Origin of the sequence: Bradyrhizobium sp. SZCCHNR1098, from assembly GCF_032489375.1 — a bacterium.
Classification (GTDB): Bacteria; Pseudomonadota; Alphaproteobacteria; order Rhizobiales; family Xanthobacteraceae; genus Bradyrhizobium.
The window spans coordinates 681,389-700,532 of sequence record NZ_JAUEXY010000001.1 but is presented as its reverse complement, the minus strand read 5'-3'; the positions used below and the strand labels follow the sequence as shown (position 1 = coordinate 700,532).

Here is a 19,144-nt window from a genome sequence, read left to right as displayed (position 1 = left end):
TCGGGAATTTCGATGACAGAGACGGCCGACGAGCTGAGCGCCCCGCTCGGACAGACGGAAACGCGTCGCAAGCGCCGCATTCGGCTTCCCTTCACGGCCCTGCAGGCCCTTGCGATGCTGCTCGGCCTGTTCCTGGTCGCGTTCGCCGGCTTTGCGATGTTCAACGACAATCCGCTCGGTGGCGAGCCGGTCGCCCGCGTCGCGATCAACGAAGGCGCAAGGCCTGCCGACGACAAGGCCGCCAAGCCGGATGGCAAGTCTGAGGCAAAGGTCGATCACGGCGCGGCCCCCGCGGCCAAGCAGGAGGGCGGCGAGCGCAAGACGGTCACCATCATCGACGGCTCCAGCGGCACCCGCCAGGAGGTCGCGATCGGTGCCGGTGGCGAGACGGCGGAGCCTGGATCGGCCGCTCCGGCGATCCAGATGCCCGGCGTGGACCCGCGGCTGCTGGAGAAGTCGCGCTACGGCATGATCCCGGTGATGGCCGACGGGCTGAAGCCGTTCACCGCCTATGCGGCCGAGGCTGACCGCGCCAAGGCGGCGCGCATGCCGGCCGTCGCGATCGTGATCGGTGGTCTCGGCGTCGGCGCCGCGAAGACGGTGGACGCGATCATGAAGCTGCCGCCGGCGGTCACGCTGGCCTTCACGCCCTATGGCTCCGATCCGACCAAACTCGCCGAGCGCGCCCGGGCGCAGCGCCACGAGATCCTGCTCCAGGTCCCGATGGAGCCCTACGACTATCCCGACAACGATCCGGGTCCGCAGACGCTGCTCGCTACACTCGCACCGGACCAGAACATCGACCGGTTGTTCTGGCACATGAGCCGGCTGCAGGGTTACGTCGGCATCGGCAACTTCATGGGCGCGCGCTTCGTCGCAACGGAAGCGGCGATGCAGCCGATCGTGAACGAGGCCGCCAAGCGCGGTCTGGCCTTGTTCGACGATGGCGCAGCCCCGCGCAGCGTGGCGGCCTCGCTGGCCACGGGACGCGCGATGCCGTTCGCGAAGGGCGACGTCGCCATCGACGCGGTGCCGACCCCGGTCGAGATCGACAATGCGCTCGCCAAGCTCGAAAGCCTGGCCAAGGAGCGTGGCGTCGCCGTCGGGACCGCGTCGGCGCTGCCGGTCTCGATCGACCGCATCGGCACCTGGATCAAGGGGCTCGACCGCAAGGGCATTCTGCTGGTGCCATTGACAACCGCGATGCTGAAATCAAAATCGAACTGAACGAACGTGCGCCGGCCCGACTGGCGACGTGACAGCGTGAGGCCTGCGCAGCGAGGCGCAGGGTCCCGCAGGAAGGCCGAGACCGGAATGACGCGCTACGAGGACCTGCCTTACCGCACCTGCGTCGGCATCATGCTGATCAATTCGGAGGGGCTGGTTTTCATCGGTCGCCGCGCCGGCGGGATCGAGCATGTCGACGACACCCATGTCTGGCAGATGCCGCAGGGCGGCGTTGATCCCGGCGAGGATGCCTGGGAGGCGGCCAAACGCGAGCTGTACGAAGAGACCAGCGTGCGCTCCGTCGAGAAGCTGGCCGAGGTCGGGGACTGGCTGACCTACGACATCCCGCGCACGGTCGCGGGTCGCGCCTGGAAGGGCCGCTATCGCGGCCAGCGCCAGAAATGGTTCGCGCTGCGTTTCACCGGGCCCGATGCCGAGATCAACGTCGAGCGGCCCGGCGGCGGCCACCACAAGGCGGAATTCGTCAGCTGGCGCTGGGAGCCGATGAAGAACCTGCCGGGGCTGATCGTGCCGTTCAAGCGGCCGGTCTATGAGCGGGTGGTGAAGGAATTCGCCACGCTGGCTGGCGGCTGACTCGCGATCGCGGGCCGACCGCGACGCGTGGCCGAAACCGTGTCATACGCTCGCACTGCAAAGAATCTCTGCAGATCCGTCGCGACAACGCCGTCACGATGCGTTGCCATGCGAGACGAAGCCCCACGGATATGAGCATGACCGAAACCAGACCCTACCGGCCGAATGTCGGCATCGCCCTGCTCAATGCCGAAGGCCTCGTCTTCCTCGGGCGCCGCTTCCGCGACGACGGGCCGGAGATCGTCCTGCCCGGCCTCGAATGGCAGATGCCGCAAGGCGGCGTCGACCCCGGCGAGGATCTGCAGGCGGCGGCGCGGCGCGAGCTTTGGGAGGAAACCGGCATTCGCGACGCCGACATCCTCGGCGAGACCGACTGGCTGACTTACGAATTTCCCCCATTCGAGGATCCGAACCACCGGCTCGCGCGCTTTCGCGGCCAGCGCCAGAAATGGTTCGCGATGCGTTTCACCGGACGCGAGGGCGACATCGATCCGGTGACGCCGCGCAACGACCAGCCGGCCGAGTTCGACGCCTGGCGCTGGGAGCGGCTCGCGCGCATTCCGGATCTGGTGGTGCCGTTCCGCCGAGAGGTCTACCGCGCGGTGGCGCAGGCCTTTGCGCATCTCGCCAAAGCTGGCGACTGATCAACGAAGAGTGAGGCTCACCGTCATTCCGGCCTCGCGCTCCGCGCGCCTCGGAAAGACGAGGTCGAGAGAGTTCGCCGGCTTAATTGTCCTCGACCGTGAACGGGCCGATCGCGATCACCCGGCAATCGCTGTCGCGCGTGGCGCAATCGGCCAGCGCGCCGCCGATCGCGGTCTCCTCGCGATCGCCGTTGAGGCCGAAGCCGGGACGGCCAGCCGTTCCGACCGCGACTGCATTCCAGCCCGACGGCGCGGCCTCGAGGCGCCGCGCCACCTCCTCGCGCGCCTCCGGGGCGATCGCCTGATGGTTGACCGCGCGGAAGAAGCCGGTGGCTTTCATCACCGTCGGCACCGGCACCACGAAGGCATCGTCGAGCGCAACGATGATGCAGGCGGTCCCCGCCTGGGCACCGCAGGCTTCGAGATTGCGGCGAACCACGTCGTCGACGAGGTCGCCGCCGACGCTATAGAAGAACTGCCCGCCGGGCCCGAGCGCGATGGCCTTGGTCCGTCGCGCCGTGCCGTAGTTCGCCTCGAGCCGGGCTCGGCCTGTATCGCGCACCAGCGGCATCTCTGCAGCGCTGAAGGCGCGCTCGGTCATCGGGTCGTGGCGCACCCAGGGCTGCGGCGGCAACGGTGGCTTGCTGTGCACGTAGACGACGCTGTCGCCGACGGCATAGAGCTCGCATTTGCGCGGTCCGTTCGCGTTTTCCGCGCGCTGCTGGCACTGCTCCAGCGCAGCCGATTTCGCGGCCTCATCGCTCGCCTGTCCGGTGACATAGGCGCTGACGCCGTTGATCGTTGTCGCGAACGCCTTGTGATCCGGTGCCAGCACGTAGTCGCGCGCCAGCGCAATGCGGGTCCGCTCGCTCACGAACGGCACGGCTTCAGGTGCGAACTTCTCGGCGGCGACAACGGACGACGGTTGCGGTGACGGCTGCGGCGAGGCAGCGGGCTGCACGGCGACGGATGACTGCGTCGCCGCGGCGGACGGAGATGAAGACGGGGCCGAGGAAGGCGAAGCCGGCGTGGCCGACAGCCGGGCCAGCGCTTCCGCCGCCGCCTTGGCGGCATCGCGCTGCACAGGATGCGGATCGCGGTAGTCCAGATAGAGCTCAGTCCCGACCCCGACGGCTCCGAGCGCAACCAGGGCGGCCGCAATTCGCCAGATCAGGCGGAGCCCGCCGCCGTGGGCGACTTTCTTTTCTTCCGGCGGCGCGTAGGTGCCGTCCTCGCGGCGCATCGCGACCCGATAGGCGTGCACCGGGGTCGGGATGTTCTTGACCTCCCGCGCACCCATGTCGGCGAACTGCACCGACAGCTTATTGGCGACCTGCTCGTGCACCGCGCGCGAGATGCAGATGCCGCCGACATCGGCGAGCCCCTCCAGCCTGGCTGCGATGTTGACGCCGTCACCGAGCAGATCGCCGTCGCGCTCGACGACGTCGCCGATGGTGATGCCGATGCGGTAGCTCATCTGCCGGTTCGGCGGATAGGCCATGTTGCGCGTGCGCAGGCTCTCCTGAATGTCGATCGCGCAGCGCACCGCTTCGACCGCGCTGGGAAACTCCGCGAGGACGGCATCGCCCGCGGTGTTGAAGATGCGGCCACCGGCGCGCGCGATGAAGTCGTCGACCACTTCGCGATAGGCCGCCAGACGCCGCAGCGTCTCCTCTTCATCCTCGGCGACGAGGCGGGAATAGCCGGCAATATCGGCGGCAAAAATCGCCGCGATCTTGCGCTTCAACACGATCTGCCCTGCCATGTCACCACGCCCAGTCGAACGGCCGGGAGCATGCCGTCAGATCGGCGAGCACGCAACCGGCATCCCTTGCTAGTAGTCATCCGCCGGCCCCGGACGTTCGAGCCGGAAAACGAAAATGGCCGGGCAGAGCCCGGCCATGAACGTTCATTCATACGTCGTGCTGTTGGATCAATGCAGCGCGGTCGTGTTGAGCTGCTGCTGGATCGTCTTGAAGTGATCGAGCCGCTCGATCGCACGATCGAGCTCGTTGCCCTGCTTCTCGTTCAGCTTGGATTCCATGCCGGCGATCTCGGCCGCGAAAGCGGTCTGGTCGAGCTCCTTCAGCGACGTCGCGACGTCGGCCAGAACCGTCAGACCCTTGTCCGAGATCTCGGCGAGGCCGCCGAGCACGATGATCTTCTGCTGCGAGCCGCCAGCGGTCACCGTCAGGATACCCGGCCGCAGCGTCGCCACGAATGGCGCATGGCCGGCGAGCACGCCGAAATCACCCTCCTGGCCGGGAACGTCGACCTGGTCGACCTCGCCCGAGAAGGCGATCTTTTCCGGCGAGACGAGATCGAAATGGAAAGTAGCCATTGGGAAACCTGCGAATAGCGAATAGCGAATGGCGAGTAGTGAAGGAGGAAGCAGCGAACAGTTCGTCTATTCGCTACTCCCTATTCGCTATTCGCCCTTAGGCCGCCTCGGCGGCCAGCTTCTTGCCCTTCTCGACCGCCTCGTCGATGTTGCCGACCATGTAGAAGGCGGCCTCCGGCAGGTGGTCGTACTTGCCTTCACACAGGCCCTTGAAGCCCTTGATGGTGTCGGCGAGGTCGACGAACTTGCCCGGCGATCCCGTGAAGATTTCGGCGACGTGGAACGGCTGCGACAGGAAGCGCTCGATCTTGCGGGCGCGGGCCACGGTCAGCTTGTCCTCTTCCGACAGTTCGTCCATGCCCAGGATGGCGATGATGTCCTGCAGCGACTTGTAGCGCTGCAGGATCTGCTGGACCTGACGCGCGGTCTGATAGTGCTCCTCGCCGACGACCAGCGGGGAGAGCATGCGCGAGGTCGAGTCGAGCGGGTCCACGGCCGGGTAGATGCCCTTTTCCGAGATCGCGCGGTTGAGCACGGTGGTGGCGTCCAAGTGGGCGAACGAGGTCGCCGGCGCCGGGTCGGTCAAGTCGTCGGCCGGCACGTAGATCGCCTGCACCGAGGTGATCGAGCCCTTGTTGGTGGTGGTGATGCGCTCCTGCAGCGCGCCCATGTCGGTGGCGAGCGTCGGCTGATAACCCACCGCCGAGGGGATGCGGCCGAGCAGCGCCGACACTTCCGAGCCGGCCTGGGTGAAGCGGAAGATGTTGTCGACGAAGAACAGCACGTCCTGGCCCTGGTCACGGAAGTGCTCGGCGACGGTCAGGCCGGTCAGGCCGACGCGGGCGCGGGCGCCCGGCGGCTCGTTCATCTGGCCGAACACCAGCGCGCACTTCGACTTGACGCTCGGATCGGGATTGTGCGGATCGGCGTTGACCTTGGATTCGATGAACTCGTGATAGAGGTCGTTGCCTTCACGGGTACGCTCGCCGACGCCGGCGAACACCGAATAACCACCGTGCGCCTTGGCGACGTTGTTGATCAGCTCCTGGATCAGCACGGTCTTTCCGACGCCGGCGCCGCCGAACAGGCCGATCTTGCCGCCCTTGGCGTAGGGCGCCAGGAGGTCGACGACCTTGATGCCGGTGACGAGGATTTCCGCTTCGGTCGACTGGTCGGTGTAGCTCGGCGCGTCCGCGTGGATCGGGCGCAGGCCCTCGGCCTCGACCGGGCCGGCCTCGTCGATCGGCTCGCCGATCACGTTCATGATGCGGCCGAGCGTGCCGACGCCGACCGGCACCCGGATCGGCGACCCGGTGTCGCTGACTTCCTGGCCGCGAACCAGGCCCTCGGTGGTGTCCATCGCGATGGTGCGCACGGTGGACTCGCCGAGATGCTGGGCGACCTCAAGCACGAGGCGGTTGCCGCCGTTCTTGGTTTCGAGCGAGTTGAGAATGGCCGGCAGGTGACCTTCGAACTGCACGTCGACGACGGCGCCGATGACCTGGGTGATGCGACCGATCTGGTTGGCTGCGGTAGCCATTGGATTTCTCTCCTTACGATCCGTATACGAAACCACGGTCGGCTCGACCGGGATATGTCCTTGGGTTGCGCTTCAACGGGGCGCGACGCGATCCGGTTAGACCGCCTCGGCGCCCGAAATGATTTCGATCAGTTCCTTGGTGATCATCGCCTGACGCGTGCGGTTGTAGATCAGCGTCTGCTTGCGGATCATCTCGCCGGCGTTGCGGGTGGCGTTGTCCATGGCCGACATCTGCGCCCCGTAGAACGAGGCGTTGTTTTCGAGCAGCGCGCGGAAGATCTGCACCGCGAGATTGCGCGGCAGCAGTCCGGCCAGGATCTCGTCCTCCTCCGGCTCATACTCGTAAGGCGCCAGCGGCGCCGCGTTGGCGGGCCGCGCCTCGACCACCAGCGGAATGATCTGCTGGGCGGTCGGGATCTGCGCGATCACCGAGCGGAAGCGCGAATAGAACAGCGTGCAGACGTCGAACTCGCCGGCATCGAAACGGGCGATGACCTTCTTGGCGATCTCGTCGGCATTGGCGAAGCCGATCTGGCGCACCGAGCGCAGGTCCATGTGCTCGACGATCTGCTTGTCGAACTGGCGGCGAAGCTGCTCATAGCCTTTGCGGCCGACGCAGAAGAACTTCACCTCCTTGCCCTGGTTCATCAGGGCGAGCGCACGCTCGCGCGCCAGGCGGACGATCGAGGAGTTGAACGCGCCGGACAGGCCGCGCTCGCCGGTGCAGACCAGCAGCAGGTGCACCTGGTCGCGACCGGTACCCGCGAGCAGCTTCGGCCCGCCGGCGGAGGCGATGGTGGCGCTCGCGATGTTGGAGATCACAGCGTCCATCTTCTCGGCATAGGGACGCGCCGCCTCGGCCGCGAGCTGCGCACGGCGCAGCTTGGAGGCCGCGACCATCTGCATGGCCTTGGTGATCTTCTGCGTCGCCTTGGTCGAGGCGATGCGGACCCGCATGTCTTTCAGTGACGCCATTGTTCGTCGATCTCACCCCGGCGGCCGGATCCCCTTGGGACCTTGCCGTTCAACCCTCGAGATTGGTCATGCCCGGCCTGGTGCCGGACATGAGATGTCTTGTTGTCCCACGTCGACGACGTTGATGGCCGGGCGAAGTCCGGCCATCCTTTGCCGTCAGGCGAAGGTCTTGGCGAAGCCTTCGACGACCGCCTTCAGCTTGGCGGCGCTGTCGTCGGACAGATCCTTGCTGTCACGGATCGCGTTCAGCAGGTCGGCATTCTTGCCGCGCAGCAGCGACAGCAGGCCGTCCTCGAACGCGCGCACCTTGTTGAGCGGCAGCGGATCGAGATAGCCGTTGGTGCCGGCCCAGATCACGCAGACCTGCTCTTCCATCTTCAGCGGCGAGAACTGCGGCTGCTTCAGGAGCTCGGTCAGGCGCGCGCCGCGGTTGAGCAGGCGCTGCGTCGAGGCGTCCAAGTCGGAGCCGAACTGCGCGAACGCCGCCATTTCGCGGTACTGCGCCAGCTCGCCCTTGATCTTGCCGGCGACCTTCTTCATCGCCTTGGTCTGGGCCGAGGAGCCGACGCGCGACACCGACAGACCGACGTTCACGGCAGGACGGATGCCCTGGAAGAACAGATCGGTCTCCAGGAAGATCTGGCCGTCGGTGATCGAAATGACGTTGGTCGGAATGTAGGCCGACACGTCGTTGGCCTGGGTCTCGATGACGGGCAGCGCGGTGAGCGACCCCAGACCATGGTCCTTGCTGAGCTTGGCGGCCCGCTCGAGCAGGCGCGAATGCAGATAGAACACGTCGCCCGGATAGGCCTCGCGGCCCGGCGGACGGCGCAGCAGCAGCGACATCTGGCGATAGGCGACGGCCTGCTTCGACAGATCGTCATAGATGATGACGGCGTGCATGCCGTTGTCGCGGAAGTACTCGCCCATGGTGCAGCCGGTGAACGGCGCGAGATACTGCATCGGAGCCGGATCGGACGCGGTGGCGGCGATGACGATCGAGTATTCCAGCGCGCCCTGCTCTTCGAGCACCTTGACGAACTGAGCAACGGTGGAGCGCTTCTGGCCGATCGCGACGTAGACGCAATACAGCTTCTGGCTCTCGGGGGCGCCGGCAACGTTGAGCGGCTTCTGGTTCAGGATGGTGTCGAGCGCGATCGCGGTCTTGCCGGTCTGACGGTCACCAATGATCAGCTCGCGCTGGCCACGGCCGACCGGGATCAGGGCGTCGATCGCCTTGAGGCCGGTCGACATCGGCTCGTTCACCGACTTGCGCGGAATGATGCCGGGGGCCTTGACGTCGACGCGCTTGCGCTCGGTCGCCTGGATCGGGCCCTTGCCGTCGATCGGATTGCCGAGCGCGTCGACGACGCGGCCGAGCAGACCCTTGCCGACCGGAGCGTCGACGATGGCGCGGGTGCGCTTGACGGTCTGGCCTTCCTTGATCTCGCGGTCGGCGCCGAAGATGACGACGCCGACGTTGTCGGTCTCGAGGTTCAGCGCCATGCCGCGGGTGCCGTTCTCGAACTCGACCATCTCACCGGCCTGGACGTTGTCGAGACCGTAGACGCGGGCGATACCGTCACCGACGGACAGCACCTGTCCGACTTCGGTAACTTCGGCTTCCTGCCCGAAATTCTTGATCTGGTCCTTGAGGATCGCGGAAATTTCCGCGGCGCGGATGTCCATCAGCCTGCCTCTTTCATCGCGTGCTTGATCGAGTTGAGTTTGGTGCGAAGCGAACTATCGATCATGCGGCTGCCGAGCTTGACGACGAGCCCGCCGATAATCGCTGGATCGACTTTCACGTTGAGCGCGACGTCCTTGCCGGTCACCGTCTTCAGTGAGGCCTTCAAGGCGTCGAGATTTTTGTCGGAGAGCGGCTCGGCGACGATGACGTCGGCCGCGGCCTCTCCCTTGTATTTGGCGACCAGCGCATTGAAGGCGCGGATCACGTCGGTCACCGCGAACAGGCGGCGGTTGGCGGTCAGCACGCGCAGCACGTTGGCGGCGACGCCGGCGATGCCGGCCTTGTCCAGCACCGCATTGAGCGCCTTGAGCTGCACATCCGCACCGAACACCGGACTGCGGACAAGGCGCTTGAGATCGGCGCTCTCATCGAGGAGGGCATTGAACCTGTCGAGATCGGCCTTGACCGCATCGACGGACTTTTCGTCACGGGCCAGTTCAAACAGGGCCGTCGCGTAACGACCGGACACACCGGATACGGAGGGATCTTCAGCAGCCACAGACGTGCTCTTTTTATATGTGCCCAACCCACAAGAGGGACACCGGCGCGCCGCTGCGGCGCAAACCAGTTAAGCCCTTGGAATTCAAGCAGGACTTTGATTTTCGATCGCCGCGGGAGCAGCTTGATCACGAAAAGCGGCGCTTTGCTAACATAGCGTACGCGCAGCCGCAACAAGCGGTGGCCCGCTATTCGGCACCTTGTTGCCGCGCCGCGGTCGGAGCGAAAGCGCCCGTCCAACGGACACGCTGATCGCGCCCAACACGCGACCCGACCCCAATACCAATCACTTTGGACAAGGTTCCAGCTGTTGCTGCATGGCCGCCATGCCGGTTTGGCCTTGACTCCCGTCGGCGGTGCCCGGCGGCCGCCGGCCGGCCCGCATCGACATTACTTGCTGACATCTTGGCGTCCTAAGCGAGAACTTAAATCAACAGTATTTTGAAGTATTTGATCGTTAAGAAAGCGTTAAAGCAACGGATTACGGAATTTTCCGTGATGAGTAGACCGCGACGCAAGATGTTTCGATCAGAGCGAAACAATTTCTACTGCCCCATTCACGCCTCATTGCCCCACCAAACGGCGCCCGCCTCAACACCTGACGGGGGTTCACTGGCCGCAGAACGCGGCAATACTGTTCGAGGGACATAGATGCTGAAACTGAAGAACATCTCGGCTGGCAAAATCGCCGGCTCGCGCACCGCGCTCGCTGTTGCCGTGACGCTGATCGTCGGCGGCAGCGCCACCGAAGCCTCGGCCCGATCCAGGCACCACCAGCACCACGCTCGCCACCACCATCACCACATGTCGCGCCATGCTGCTCAGCCCGCGGCCGACTCGTTCTCGAACGGATGGTCGTCCAACGGCTCCTCGTGGATGAACTCCAACGCAGCGGTCACGCCGTCGTCCGGCACCGGCCGCAGCTTCTCCGGCATGGCGTCGTACTACGGCAACGAGTCCGGCAGCCGCACTGCTTCCGGCCAGCGCATGAACGCCAACGCCATGACCTGCGCGCACCGCTCGCTGCCGTTCGGCACCAAGCTGCGCGTGACCCATGGCGGCAACAGCGTCATCGTCACCGTCAACGACCGCGGCCCGTTCATCCGTGGCCGTGTGCTCGACCTCTCGACCGGCGCCGCCCGCGCCATCGGCCTGACCCGCGCCGGCGTCGGCCGCGTCACCGCTGAGGTCGTGTCGTAAGGCACCAGAATCTATTTACGCGTCATTGCGAGCGCAGCGGCGCAGCGAAGCAATCCAGGGCCGGGTCTGGACTCTGGATTGCTTCGTCGCGTCGCTCCTCGCGATATCGGTGGAGAGCGCGCCGAGCGCTACAGGAAGCTCTGCGGGTCGACGTCGACCTCGAGCTTGAGATTGCCCTTGGGCTTCTCGGCATGCGCCAGCCAGTGGCGCAGATAATCCGACAGGTCGAAATTGCGTGCCGACTTGAGCAGCAGCCGAAAGCGGTAGCGGCCCTTTATCACCGCGAGCGGCGCCTCGGCTGGGCCGAGCAGCAGCACACCCTCCTCGCGCGGCGCCGACGCGACCAGCCGGCGGGCAAAGCCTTCTGCGGTGGGCCGGTCTCCGGCCGAGATGATCAGGCTCGCGAGCCGCCCGAACGGCGGATAGCCGGTGCGCTCGCGGATGTCGATCTCGCTGGTGTAGAAGGCCTCGCGGTCGCAGGCGACCAGCGCCTTCATGACCGGGTGCTCGGGCTGGTGGGTCTGCAGGTAGCCTCGGCCTCGCCCCTGCTCACGGCCGGCGCGGCCGATCACCTGGTTCAGGAGCTGCCAGGTGCGCTCGGCGGCGCGCGGATCGCCATTGCCGAGGCCGAGATCGGCATCGACCACACCGACGAGATTGAGCCGCGGAAAGTTATGCCCCTTGGCGACGAGCTGGGTGCCGATGATGAGATCGACGCGGCCTTCCGCGATCTCCGTCAGCTCGGCGCGCATGGTCTCGATCGAGGTGATCAGATCGCTCGACAGCACCATGCTGCGCGCCTCCGGAAACAGCACCGCCGCCTCCTCCTGCAACCGCTCCACGCCGGGTCCCACCGCGACCAACGATTCCTCGGCCGCGCAGTGCGGACAGGTCGGCGGACGCGGCATCGAGAAGCCGCAATGGTGGCAGACCAGCCGCTGGCGAAAGCGGTGATCGACCAGCCAGGCGTCGCAGATGGTGCAGGCGAAGCGGTGACCGCAGGCGCGGCACAGGGTGAGCGGCGCATAGCCGCGGCGGTTCAGGAACAGCAGCGCCTGCTCGCCGCGCTCGATCGCGGTGCGGATCTCGCCGGCCAGCCGCGGCGAGATATAGCGGCCGCGCGGCGGCGGCTCGCGCCGGAGATCGATGGCCTCGATATGCGGCATGTGCTGGCCGCCGAAGCGCGACGGCAGCGCCACGCGCTGGTAGCGGCCCTTGCGGGCATTGACCTCGGTCTCCACCGAGGGCGTCGCTGACGCCAGCACCACCGGGATCTTGGCGATGTGGCCGCGCACCACGGCCATGTCGCGGGCGTGGTAATGGGCGCCCTCGTCCTGCTTGTAGGCCTGGTCGTGCTCCTCGTCGACGATGATCAGGCCGAGATCGGCATAGGGCAGGAACAGCGCCGAGCGGGCGCCGACGACCACCGGCGCCTCGCCGGCGGCGATCGAAGCCCAGTTGCGCTGACGGTTGCGCGGGGTCAGCTCGGAATGCCATTCCAGCGGGCGGACGCCGAAGCGGCGCGAGAAGCGCTCCAGGAATTGGCCGGTCAGCGCGATCTCCGGCATCAGGATCAGCGACTGCCGGCCGCGGCGGACCGTTTCGGCCACCGCCTCGAAATAGACTTCCGTCTTGCCTGACCCTGTGACGCCGTCGAGCAGCGCAACCTGGAACGTGCCGCTCGCGGCCAGCGCCCGCATCGCCTCGACGCCGGCCTGCTGCGCGTCGAAGAACTCCGGCCGGGCGAAGTCGGGATCGGGCGCCGGCGGCGCCAGCGTCCGCGGCATCGCCTCCACCGTCAAGGTGCCCTCGTCGACCAGGCCGTCGATCACGCCCCCGGACACGCCGACCTCGCGCGCCAGATCCGACTTGCCGTGCAGCAGGCCGTCGGAAACGGCGTCGATGACGCGGCGGCGTGACGGCGTCAGCCGCTTCGGCGGCTCGCCGACCAGCCGGACGCCGAGGCGAACGCGCTCCGGGCCGAGATGCTCGCCCATGCGCAGGGACATCCGCAGCACCATGCCGCGGGGCGACAGCGTATAATTGGCGACCCAGTCGATCAGGGACCGCAGCTCCGGCTTGAGCGGCGGCACATCGAGCTTCTCGCTGACGTCCTTGAGCCGGTTGTGCAGGCGCGAATCGGGATTGGCATTCTCGGCCCACACCACCGCCAGCACCTCGCGCGGGCCCAGCGGCACGCCGACGACATCGCCAGGCTTCAGGTCCATGCCGCGCGGCACACGGTAGGAATAGGTGTGGTCCAGCGCGACCGGAACCAGCACGTCGACCACGCCGGTCGCGCTGGCTGCACCTGGAAAGAGATCGGTCGGGCGGTCCATGAGGCCGGAGATAGCCTTGCTCTGGCTGAAGCGAAAGCCGCCCGGCAAAGTTAGCGAACGATAAAGGACGACAGTGCGATATACATGACTCGACGAGACGAGATCGAGCTGTTCGCGATGGCTGCGACCACGACATCAGCGGCGGAGAAGCCCGAGCAAACCGACCTCCTCGGCGCCGACGAAGGCGTCATCCAGGTCATGATGCAGTGGCTGGCGCATCTGCGCAGCGAGCGCCGGCTGTCGCCGAAGACGGTCGAGGCCTATGCCCGTGACCTGCGGCAATGCCTGCAATTTCTCTGCACCCATTGGGGCGAGCCGGTGACGCTGGCGCGCTTCGCTGCGCTGGAGGCGGCCGATATCCGCGCTTTCATGGCGATGCGCCGCGCCGACGACATCGCCGGACGCTCCCTGATGCGAACCTTGGCGGGCCTGCGCTCGTTCGGCCGCTTCCTCGAGCGCGAGGGCAAGGGCAAGGTCGGCGCACTCTCCGGAATCCGCGCGCCAAAGATCGCCAAGAGCCTGCCCAAGCCGCTGCCGATGGATGCCGCCAAGCGGCTCGCCGATGCCGACGAGCGCGCCGGCGAGACCCGGGAGACCTGGGTGCTGGCGCGCGACGCCGCTGTGATGGCCCTGCTCTACGGCTCCGGCCTGCGCATCTCCGAAGCGCTCGGCCTCAAGCGCCGCGAGGTGCCACGGCCGGGCGAAGGCGACGTGCTGGTCGTGACCGGCAAGGGCAACAAGACCCGCATGGTGCCGGTGCTGCAGAATGTGCTGCAGCTGATCGACGAGTACGCCAAGCTTTGTCCTTATCCGCTGTCTGCGGACGGGCCGATGTTCCTCGGCGCCAAGGGCGGCCCGTTGAGCCCGCGCATCATCCAGCTGACGATGGAGCGGCTGCGCGGCGCGCTCGGCCTGCCCGACAGCGCCACGCCGCACGCGCTGCGCCATTCCTTCGCGACGCATCTGCTGTCGCGCGGCGGCGACCTGCGGGCGATCCAGGAGCTGCTCGGCCACGCCTCGCTGTCGACGACCCAGGTCTATACCGGGATTGATTCGGAGCGCCTGCTGCAGGTGTACGCGTCAGCGCATCCGCGGCGGTGACATCTTTCGTTCATATCGTTTCGCTTGCGCTGTCCCCCCGGTTCCGGCAATCGTCTTGGCTGCTTGATCCGGAGGGGAACAGATGAGCGCACATGAGAGCATGGAGCATGCGGAGCATGCCGAGCATGCGTCCGGCGAAAACAAGAAGATCGCGCTGCTGATCGCCGTCATAGCCCTGTTCCTGGCGCTCTCGGAGACGCTCGGCAAGGGCGCGCAGACCGAATCGATCAGCAAGAACGTCGAGGCCTCGAACCTCTGGGCCTTCTTCCAGGCCAAGACCGTTCGCCGCACCGTGGTGCAGACCGCCGCCGAGCAGGGCAAGCTGAGCTTGCCGGCGCTGCCTGACGAGGCAGCGAAGGCGGCGTTGCAGAAGCAGATCGACGATTGGCAGAAGAATGCCGCGCGCTATCGCTCGGAGCCGGAGACCGGCGAAGGCAGCGAGCAGCTGGCCGAACGCGCCAAGCATGCCGAGCACGAGCGCGACCTCGCCACCGCAAAGTACCACCACTATGAGCTGGCGTCGGCCGCCTTCCAGATCGGCATCGTGCTGGCGTCAGCGACGATCATCACGGGCATGCTCGTGCTGGCCTGGGCGTCCGGAGGGCTCGCGCTGATCGGTATTGCCATGACGTTGCTCGGCCTGTTCCAGCCGCATCTCTTGCATCTGCACTGAGGTCAGCGACAGCAACTGGCTTTGCGACGTGGCGACCACCGCTACCGCGCCTGCTGCACGCTCCTGCGGAAGCGCATGATCACGCGCAGCACGCGCGATGACCAGCCATCGGCATTGCCGCGGATGATCTCGCGGATGCGCTGCTTGATCGGATCGACCAGCGCCGCGGCTTTCCTGCGCAGCGCGAGCACGGCCTCGTAGAGCCACGCGAACCAGGACATCTGCAGCAGCTTGCTGCGCGTCACATCGAAGATGAAGGCGGTGACGCCGACGCCGACGATCTTGCCGAACACGATCGTGGCCAGCGCAAACTTCCACTGCTGGTGCATCAGCAGCCACATGCCGATCAGCTTGAGCGGAAACAGCAGCACGACCGGCACGACGAAGACGATCAGGGTCAGCGCCGGCGACAGCGTCTCAATGCGCCCGGCCAGCCAGTGCTTGAAGCTACGCAGCGGTATCGCGGCGACAATGCGCGCCACGATCGGCTCGAGATGGTCCCACAGCCAGGCCTCGATCAGGAAGATGATCGCAAGCAGAACCCAGAACGGCTGAAGCAGGCGGCGCAGCATCGGACTCCATCTCCGCCAGGCCCCGCGGGTTGAGGCCGCTATGACGATACGACCTCGCGCCTTGCCGTTCGGTTCAGCGTCACCAGCGGGCGTTTTGTCGCACCCACCGAAGACGTCTCCGGGCGTCCATCACATATGGATGGCCCGCTTGCCCACCGCAAGCGCGGCTTCCTTGACGGCCTCCGACCGCGTCGGATGCGCGTGGCAGGTGCGCGCGAGATCCTCGGCAGAGCCACCGAACTCCATCAATACGGCGGCCTCGTGAATGATTTCCCCGGCCTCGCGGCCGATGATATGGGCGCCAAGCACGCGATCCGTCTTCGCATCCGCAAGGATCTTCACGAAGCCGTCAGTGGTCTGATTGACCTTGGAGCGACCGTTCGCGGTAAACGGAAACTTGCCGACGGTATAGGCGACGCCCGCCTGCTTCAGCTCGTCCTCGGTCTTGCCGACGGACGCGACTTCCGGCGTCGTGTAGACCACGCCGGGAATGACGTCGTAGTTCACATGGCCGGCCTGTCCGGCGATGATCTCGGCGGCCGCAACACCCTCGTCCTCGGCCTTGTGCGCGAGCATGGGCCCGGCGACGACGTCGCCGATGGCATAGACGCCCGGCACGCTGGTCGCGAAATGGTGATCGATCTGGACGCGGCCGCGATTGTCGAGCACCACGCCGGCCTCCTGCAGGCCAAGACCGTCGGTGTAGGGCACGCGCCCGATCGCCACCAGCACGACATCGGCTTCGATCTTTTCAGCCGCTCCGCCCGCGGCGGGCTCGATGGTCGCCGAGAGCGTAGCCCCGGACGTATCGACGCCGGTCACCTTGGCGCCGAGCTTGAACGCAAAGCCCTGCTTCTCGAGAATGCGCTGAAACTGTTTCGCGATCTCGCCATCCATGCCGGGCAGGATGCGGTCGAGGAATTCGACCACGGTGACCTTGGCGCCGAGGCGGCGCCACACCGAGCCGAGCTCGAGCCCGATCACGCCGGCGCCGACCACCAGCAGCCTCGAAGGCACTTTCTCCAGCGACAGCGCGCCGGTCGACGAGACGATGCGCTTTTCGTCGATCTCGATGCCCTTCAGGCGCGCAATGTCCGAGCCGGTCGCGATCACGATGTTCTTGGTCTCGACGGTCTGCACCGCGCCGTCATTGCCGGTCACCTGCAGCTTGCCGGTGCCGAGGATCTTGCCCTTGCCCACGAGCACGTCGATCTTGTTCTTCTTCATCAGGAACTCGACGCCCTTGACGTTGCCGTCGATGCCCTGCTGCTTGAAGTTCATCATCGCCGGCAGATCGAGCTCGGGCTGCGACACCTTGACGCCCATCTTGGCGAAGGAGTGCCCGGCCTCCTCGAACAGCTCGGAGGCATGCAGCAGCGCCTTCGAGGGCATGCAGCCGACGTTGAGGCAGGTACCGCCGAGGGTCGCGTTCTTCTCGACTACAGCCACCTTCATGCCGAGCTGCGCCGCGCGGATGGCGCAGACATACCCACCGGGTCCGGTGCCGATGACGACGAGATCGTAAGATGCCATGATCGAATGTTCCGTAAGCTTGCAGTCAAAGATGACGACGGTCGTCAGCGTCCGCCCGACACGTCGAGAATGGCCGAAGTGACATAGGAGGCCTCGTCCGACAGCAGCCAGACGATGGCATTGGCGACTTCCTCCGCGGTGCCGACGCGCTTCATCGGCACCATGGGGGCAAGGCGGTGGGCGCGATCGGGCTCGCCGCCGGCGGCATGGATCTCGGTGTCGATCAGGCCCGGGCGGATCGCGGCGACGCGGATGCCTTCGTTCGCGACCTCGTGACCGAGGCCGACGGTGAAGGAATCGATCGCCCCTTTCGAGGCGGCGTAGTCGACATAGGTGTTGGGCGAGCCGAGCCTGGCCGCGACCGACGACAAATTGATGATGACGCCGCCCTGACCACCATGCCGCGTCGACATCCGCTTCACGGCCTCACGTGCGCACAGGATGCTGCCGGTGACGTTGACCGCCATCAATCGCTCGATGCGCTCCGCGCTCATCTCGTCGACGCGCGTGGTGGGGCCGACGATGCCAGCGTTGTTGATGAGAGCGCCGAGGGTGCCGAACTTGTCGGCCGCCTTGAACAGAGCGAGGATGTCGTGCTCGCGGCCGACGTCGCATTTGACCGCGATGGCCTTGCCGTTCTTGGCCTCGATCGCGGCCACCGTGCTCTGCGCCGCCGCCTCGTTGGAGGCGTAGCCGACCACGATCTTGAAGCCGCGCGATGCGGCCGCAATGGCGGTGGCGCGGCCGATGCCGCGGCTGCCGCCGGTGATCACTGCAACTCGATCGGTCATGATGGCCCCCGTTAGGTTTGAGGCGCGCTTTCGGCGCGCCTCTCGAGCATCAGATATGACGTTGCTCAGAGATCCAGCACGAGCCGCGCCGGATCTTCCAGGCTCTCCTTGACGCGCACCAGGAAGGTCACCGCCTCCTTGCCGTCGATGACGCGGTGATCGTAGGACAGCGCGAGATACATCATCGGGCGGACCTCGATCTTGCCGGCAACCACGACGGGGCGCTCCTGGATCTTGTGCATGCCGAGGATGCCGGACTGCGGCGCGTTCAGGATCGGGGTCGACATCAGCGAGCCGTAGATGCCGCCATTGGTGATCGTGAAGGTGCCGCCCTGCATCTCGTCGATCTTGAGCTGGCCGTCACGGGCGCGGCGGCCGAAATCGGCGATGCCCTTCTCGATGTCGGCGATCGACTTGTGGTCACAGTCGCGCACGACCGGCACGACCAGGCCCTTGTCGGTGCCGACGGCGACGCCGATGTGATAGTAGTTCTTGTAGATCAGGTCCGAGCCGTCGATCTCGGCGTTGACCGCCGGAATGTCCTTCAGCGCCTGCACCACCGCCTTGGTGAAGAAGCCCATGAAGCCGAGCTTCGAGCCGTGCTTCTTCTCGAACACGTCCTTGTACTGGCTGCGAAGCGCCATCACGTTGGTCATGTCGACCTCGTTGAAGGTCGTGAGCATGGCCGCGGTGTTCTGGACGTCCTTGAGGCGGCGCGCGATGGTCTGGCGCAGCCGGGTCATCTTCACGCGCTCCTCGCGCGCCGCATCGTCAGCGGGCGACGGCGCACGCACCTGCACGGCGGCGGCCGGCTGATTGACCGGAGTCGGCGCCGAGGCGGCGCGCTCGATCGCGGCCAGCATGTCGCCCTTGGTGACGCGGCCGTCCTTGCCCGAGCCGGGCACGGTGGTGGCATCGACGCCGCTCTCGGCCGAGAGCTTGCGCACCGACGGGGCCTGCGGCGTATCGGCGGGCAGCGCCTTGGCCGGCGCAGGTGCCGCAGCCGGCGGCGCGGAGGCAGCGGGCTTTGCCGGAGCCGGAGCAGCAGCGGCCGGCTTGGCAGCCGCGACGCCATCGGTGATCTGGCCGAGCAGCGCGCCGACGGCGACCGTCTCACCATCCTTGGCGATGATCTCGCCCAAGGTGCCGGCCGACGGCGCGGGCACCTCGATCGTGACCTTGTCGGTCTCGAGCTCGACGAGGGGCTCGTCGACGGCAACCGCGTCGCCAGCCTTCTTGAACCAGCGGCCGATGGTGGCTTCGGTGACGGATTCACCCAGCGTCGGAACGCGAATTTCAGTCATGGTCTTTTATCCTCAATAACCCGTGCGGCCATAAAGTCCGTCCGCCATCGCCTTGCGGCGAG

The 19,144-nt window shown here is 66.4% G+C and carries 17 protein-coding genes; 6 read left to right on the top strand and 11 right to left on the bottom strand.

The window, feature by feature from the left end; genetic code table 11:
• The first annotated feature begins 12 nt into the window (after nucleotides 1-12).
• The 3 genes from QX135_RS03205 (at nucleotide 13) to QX135_RS03195 (ending at nucleotide 2,465) form a co-directional block, all read left to right on the top strand.
• Nucleotides 13-1,227 carry a divergent polysaccharide deacetylase family protein gene (locus QX135_RS03205; RefSeq protein WP_316178875.1) on the top strand — a complete coding sequence of 405 codons (1,215 nt, stop codon included), beginning with the start codon at nucleotides 13-15 and terminating at the stop codon, nucleotides 1,225-1,227.
• Between the two features lie 87 nt (nucleotides 1,228-1,314).
• Nucleotides 1,315-1,821, top strand: a complete 507-nt coding sequence (locus QX135_RS03200) for an RNA pyrophosphohydrolase (RefSeq protein ID WP_315740724.1) — start codon at nucleotides 1,315-1,317, stop codon at nucleotides 1,819-1,821.
• 137 nt (nucleotides 1,822-1,958) lie between these two features.
• Nucleotides 1,959-2,465, top strand: a complete 507-nt coding sequence (locus QX135_RS03195; RefSeq protein WP_315740723.1) for an RNA pyrophosphohydrolase — start codon at nucleotides 1,959-1,961, stop codon at nucleotides 2,463-2,465.
• Between the two features lie 82 nt (nucleotides 2,466-2,547).
• Here QX135_RS03195 and QX135_RS03190 read toward each other — a convergent pair whose 3' ends face one another.
• The 6 genes from QX135_RS03190 to QX135_RS03165 all read right to left on the bottom strand — a co-directional run bounded on the left by QX135_RS03190 (nucleotide 2,548) and on the right by QX135_RS03165 (nucleotide 9,570).
• Entirely contained in the window at nucleotides 2,548-4,230 is a 1,683-nt protein-coding gene (locus QX135_RS03190; RefSeq protein ID WP_316178873.1) for an adenylate/guanylate cyclase domain-containing protein, read from the bottom strand.
• Nucleotides 4,231-4,398: 168 nt separating this feature from the next.
• On the bottom strand, nucleotides 4,399-4,806 hold the full coding sequence (locus tag QX135_RS03185) for a F0F1 ATP synthase subunit epsilon (RefSeq protein ID WP_315740721.1): 408 nt from the start codon (nucleotides 4,804-4,806) through the stop codon (nucleotides 4,399-4,401).
• Between the two features lie 97 nt (nucleotides 4,807-4,903).
• On the bottom strand, nucleotides 4,904-6,346 hold the full coding sequence (atpD, locus tag QX135_RS03180; protein WP_315740720.1) for a F0F1 ATP synthase subunit beta: 1,443 nt from the start codon (nucleotides 6,344-6,346) through the stop codon (nucleotides 4,904-4,906).
• Nucleotides 6,347-6,442: 96 nt separating this feature from the next.
• Nucleotides 6,443-7,321 carry a F0F1 ATP synthase subunit gamma gene (locus tag QX135_RS03175; protein WP_315770540.1) on the bottom strand — a complete coding sequence of 293 codons (879 nt, stop codon included), beginning with the start codon at nucleotides 7,319-7,321 and terminating at the stop codon, nucleotides 6,443-6,445.
• A gap of 156 nt (nucleotides 7,322-7,477) precedes the next feature.
• On the bottom strand, nucleotides 7,478-9,010 hold the full coding sequence (gene atpA / locus QX135_RS03170) for a F0F1 ATP synthase subunit alpha (RefSeq protein ID WP_315715935.1): 1,533 nt from the start codon (nucleotides 9,008-9,010) through the stop codon (nucleotides 7,478-7,480).
• On the bottom strand, nucleotides 9,010-9,570 hold the full coding sequence (locus QX135_RS03165) for a F0F1 ATP synthase subunit delta (RefSeq protein ID WP_316178870.1): 561 nt from the start codon (nucleotides 9,568-9,570) through the stop codon (nucleotides 9,010-9,012). The genes atpA and QX135_RS03165 overlap by 1 nt, the downstream gene beginning before the upstream one ends.
• Nucleotides 9,571-10,220: 650 nt before the next feature.
• On the opposite strand from QX135_RS03165, the gene QX135_RS03160 reads away from it, so the two are divergent.
• Nucleotides 10,221-10,769 (top strand): septal ring lytic transglycosylase RlpA family protein, encoded by a 549-nt coding sequence (locus QX135_RS03160; protein WP_315740717.1) that lies wholly within the window; start codon nucleotides 10,221-10,223, stop codon nucleotides 10,767-10,769.
• A 128-nt stretch (nucleotides 10,770-10,897) separates the two neighbouring features.
• On the opposite strand, the gene QX135_RS03155 is transcribed toward QX135_RS03160, so the two are convergent.
• The gene (locus QX135_RS03155) at nucleotides 10,898-13,108 is read right to left on the bottom strand and encodes a primosomal protein N' (protein WP_316178868.1); all 2,211 of its coding nucleotides are present in this window, start codon (nucleotides 13,106-13,108) and stop codon (nucleotides 10,898-10,900) included.
• A 117-nt stretch (nucleotides 13,109-13,225) separates the two neighbouring features.
• Between QX135_RS03155 and QX135_RS03150 the strand changes: the two genes are divergently transcribed.
• Nucleotides 13,226-14,209 (top strand): tyrosine recombinase XerC, encoded by a 984-nt coding sequence (locus tag QX135_RS03150; protein WP_315781751.1) that lies wholly within the window; start codon nucleotides 13,226-13,228, stop codon nucleotides 14,207-14,209.
• Nucleotides 14,210-14,291: 82 nt separating this feature from the next.
• Nucleotides 14,292-14,882: a DUF4337 domain-containing protein gene (locus tag QX135_RS03145; protein ID WP_315740715.1), complete on the top strand. Its 591-nt coding sequence runs from the start codon at nucleotides 14,292-14,294 to the stop codon at nucleotides 14,880-14,882.
• Between the two features lie 41 nt (nucleotides 14,883-14,923).
• On the opposite strand, the gene QX135_RS03140 is transcribed toward QX135_RS03145, so the two are convergent.
• From QX135_RS03140 to odhB, 4 genes are all read right to left on the bottom strand, one after another.
• The gene (locus QX135_RS03140; protein WP_315740714.1) at nucleotides 14,924-15,454 is read right to left on the bottom strand and encodes a hypothetical protein; all 531 of its coding nucleotides are present in this window, start codon (nucleotides 15,452-15,454) and stop codon (nucleotides 14,924-14,926) included.
• A 129-nt stretch (nucleotides 15,455-15,583) separates the two neighbouring features.
• Complete coding sequence (lpdA, locus tag QX135_RS03135) at nucleotides 15,584-16,987, bottom strand: dihydrolipoyl dehydrogenase (RefSeq protein ID WP_315770548.1); 1,404 nt, start codon at nucleotides 16,985-16,987, stop codon at nucleotides 15,584-15,586.
• A gap of 44 nt (nucleotides 16,988-17,031) precedes the next feature.
• Nucleotides 17,032-17,778, bottom strand: a complete 747-nt coding sequence (locus QX135_RS03130) for an SDR family oxidoreductase (RefSeq protein WP_315770549.1) — start codon at nucleotides 17,776-17,778, stop codon at nucleotides 17,032-17,034.
• 65 nt (nucleotides 17,779-17,843) lie between these two features.
• On the bottom strand, nucleotides 17,844-19,082 hold the full coding sequence (odhB, locus tag QX135_RS03125; protein ID WP_316178864.1) for a 2-oxoglutarate dehydrogenase complex dihydrolipoyllysine-residue succinyltransferase: 1,239 nt from the start codon (nucleotides 19,080-19,082) through the stop codon (nucleotides 17,844-17,846).
• Nucleotides 19,083-19,144: the final 62 nt, after the last annotated feature.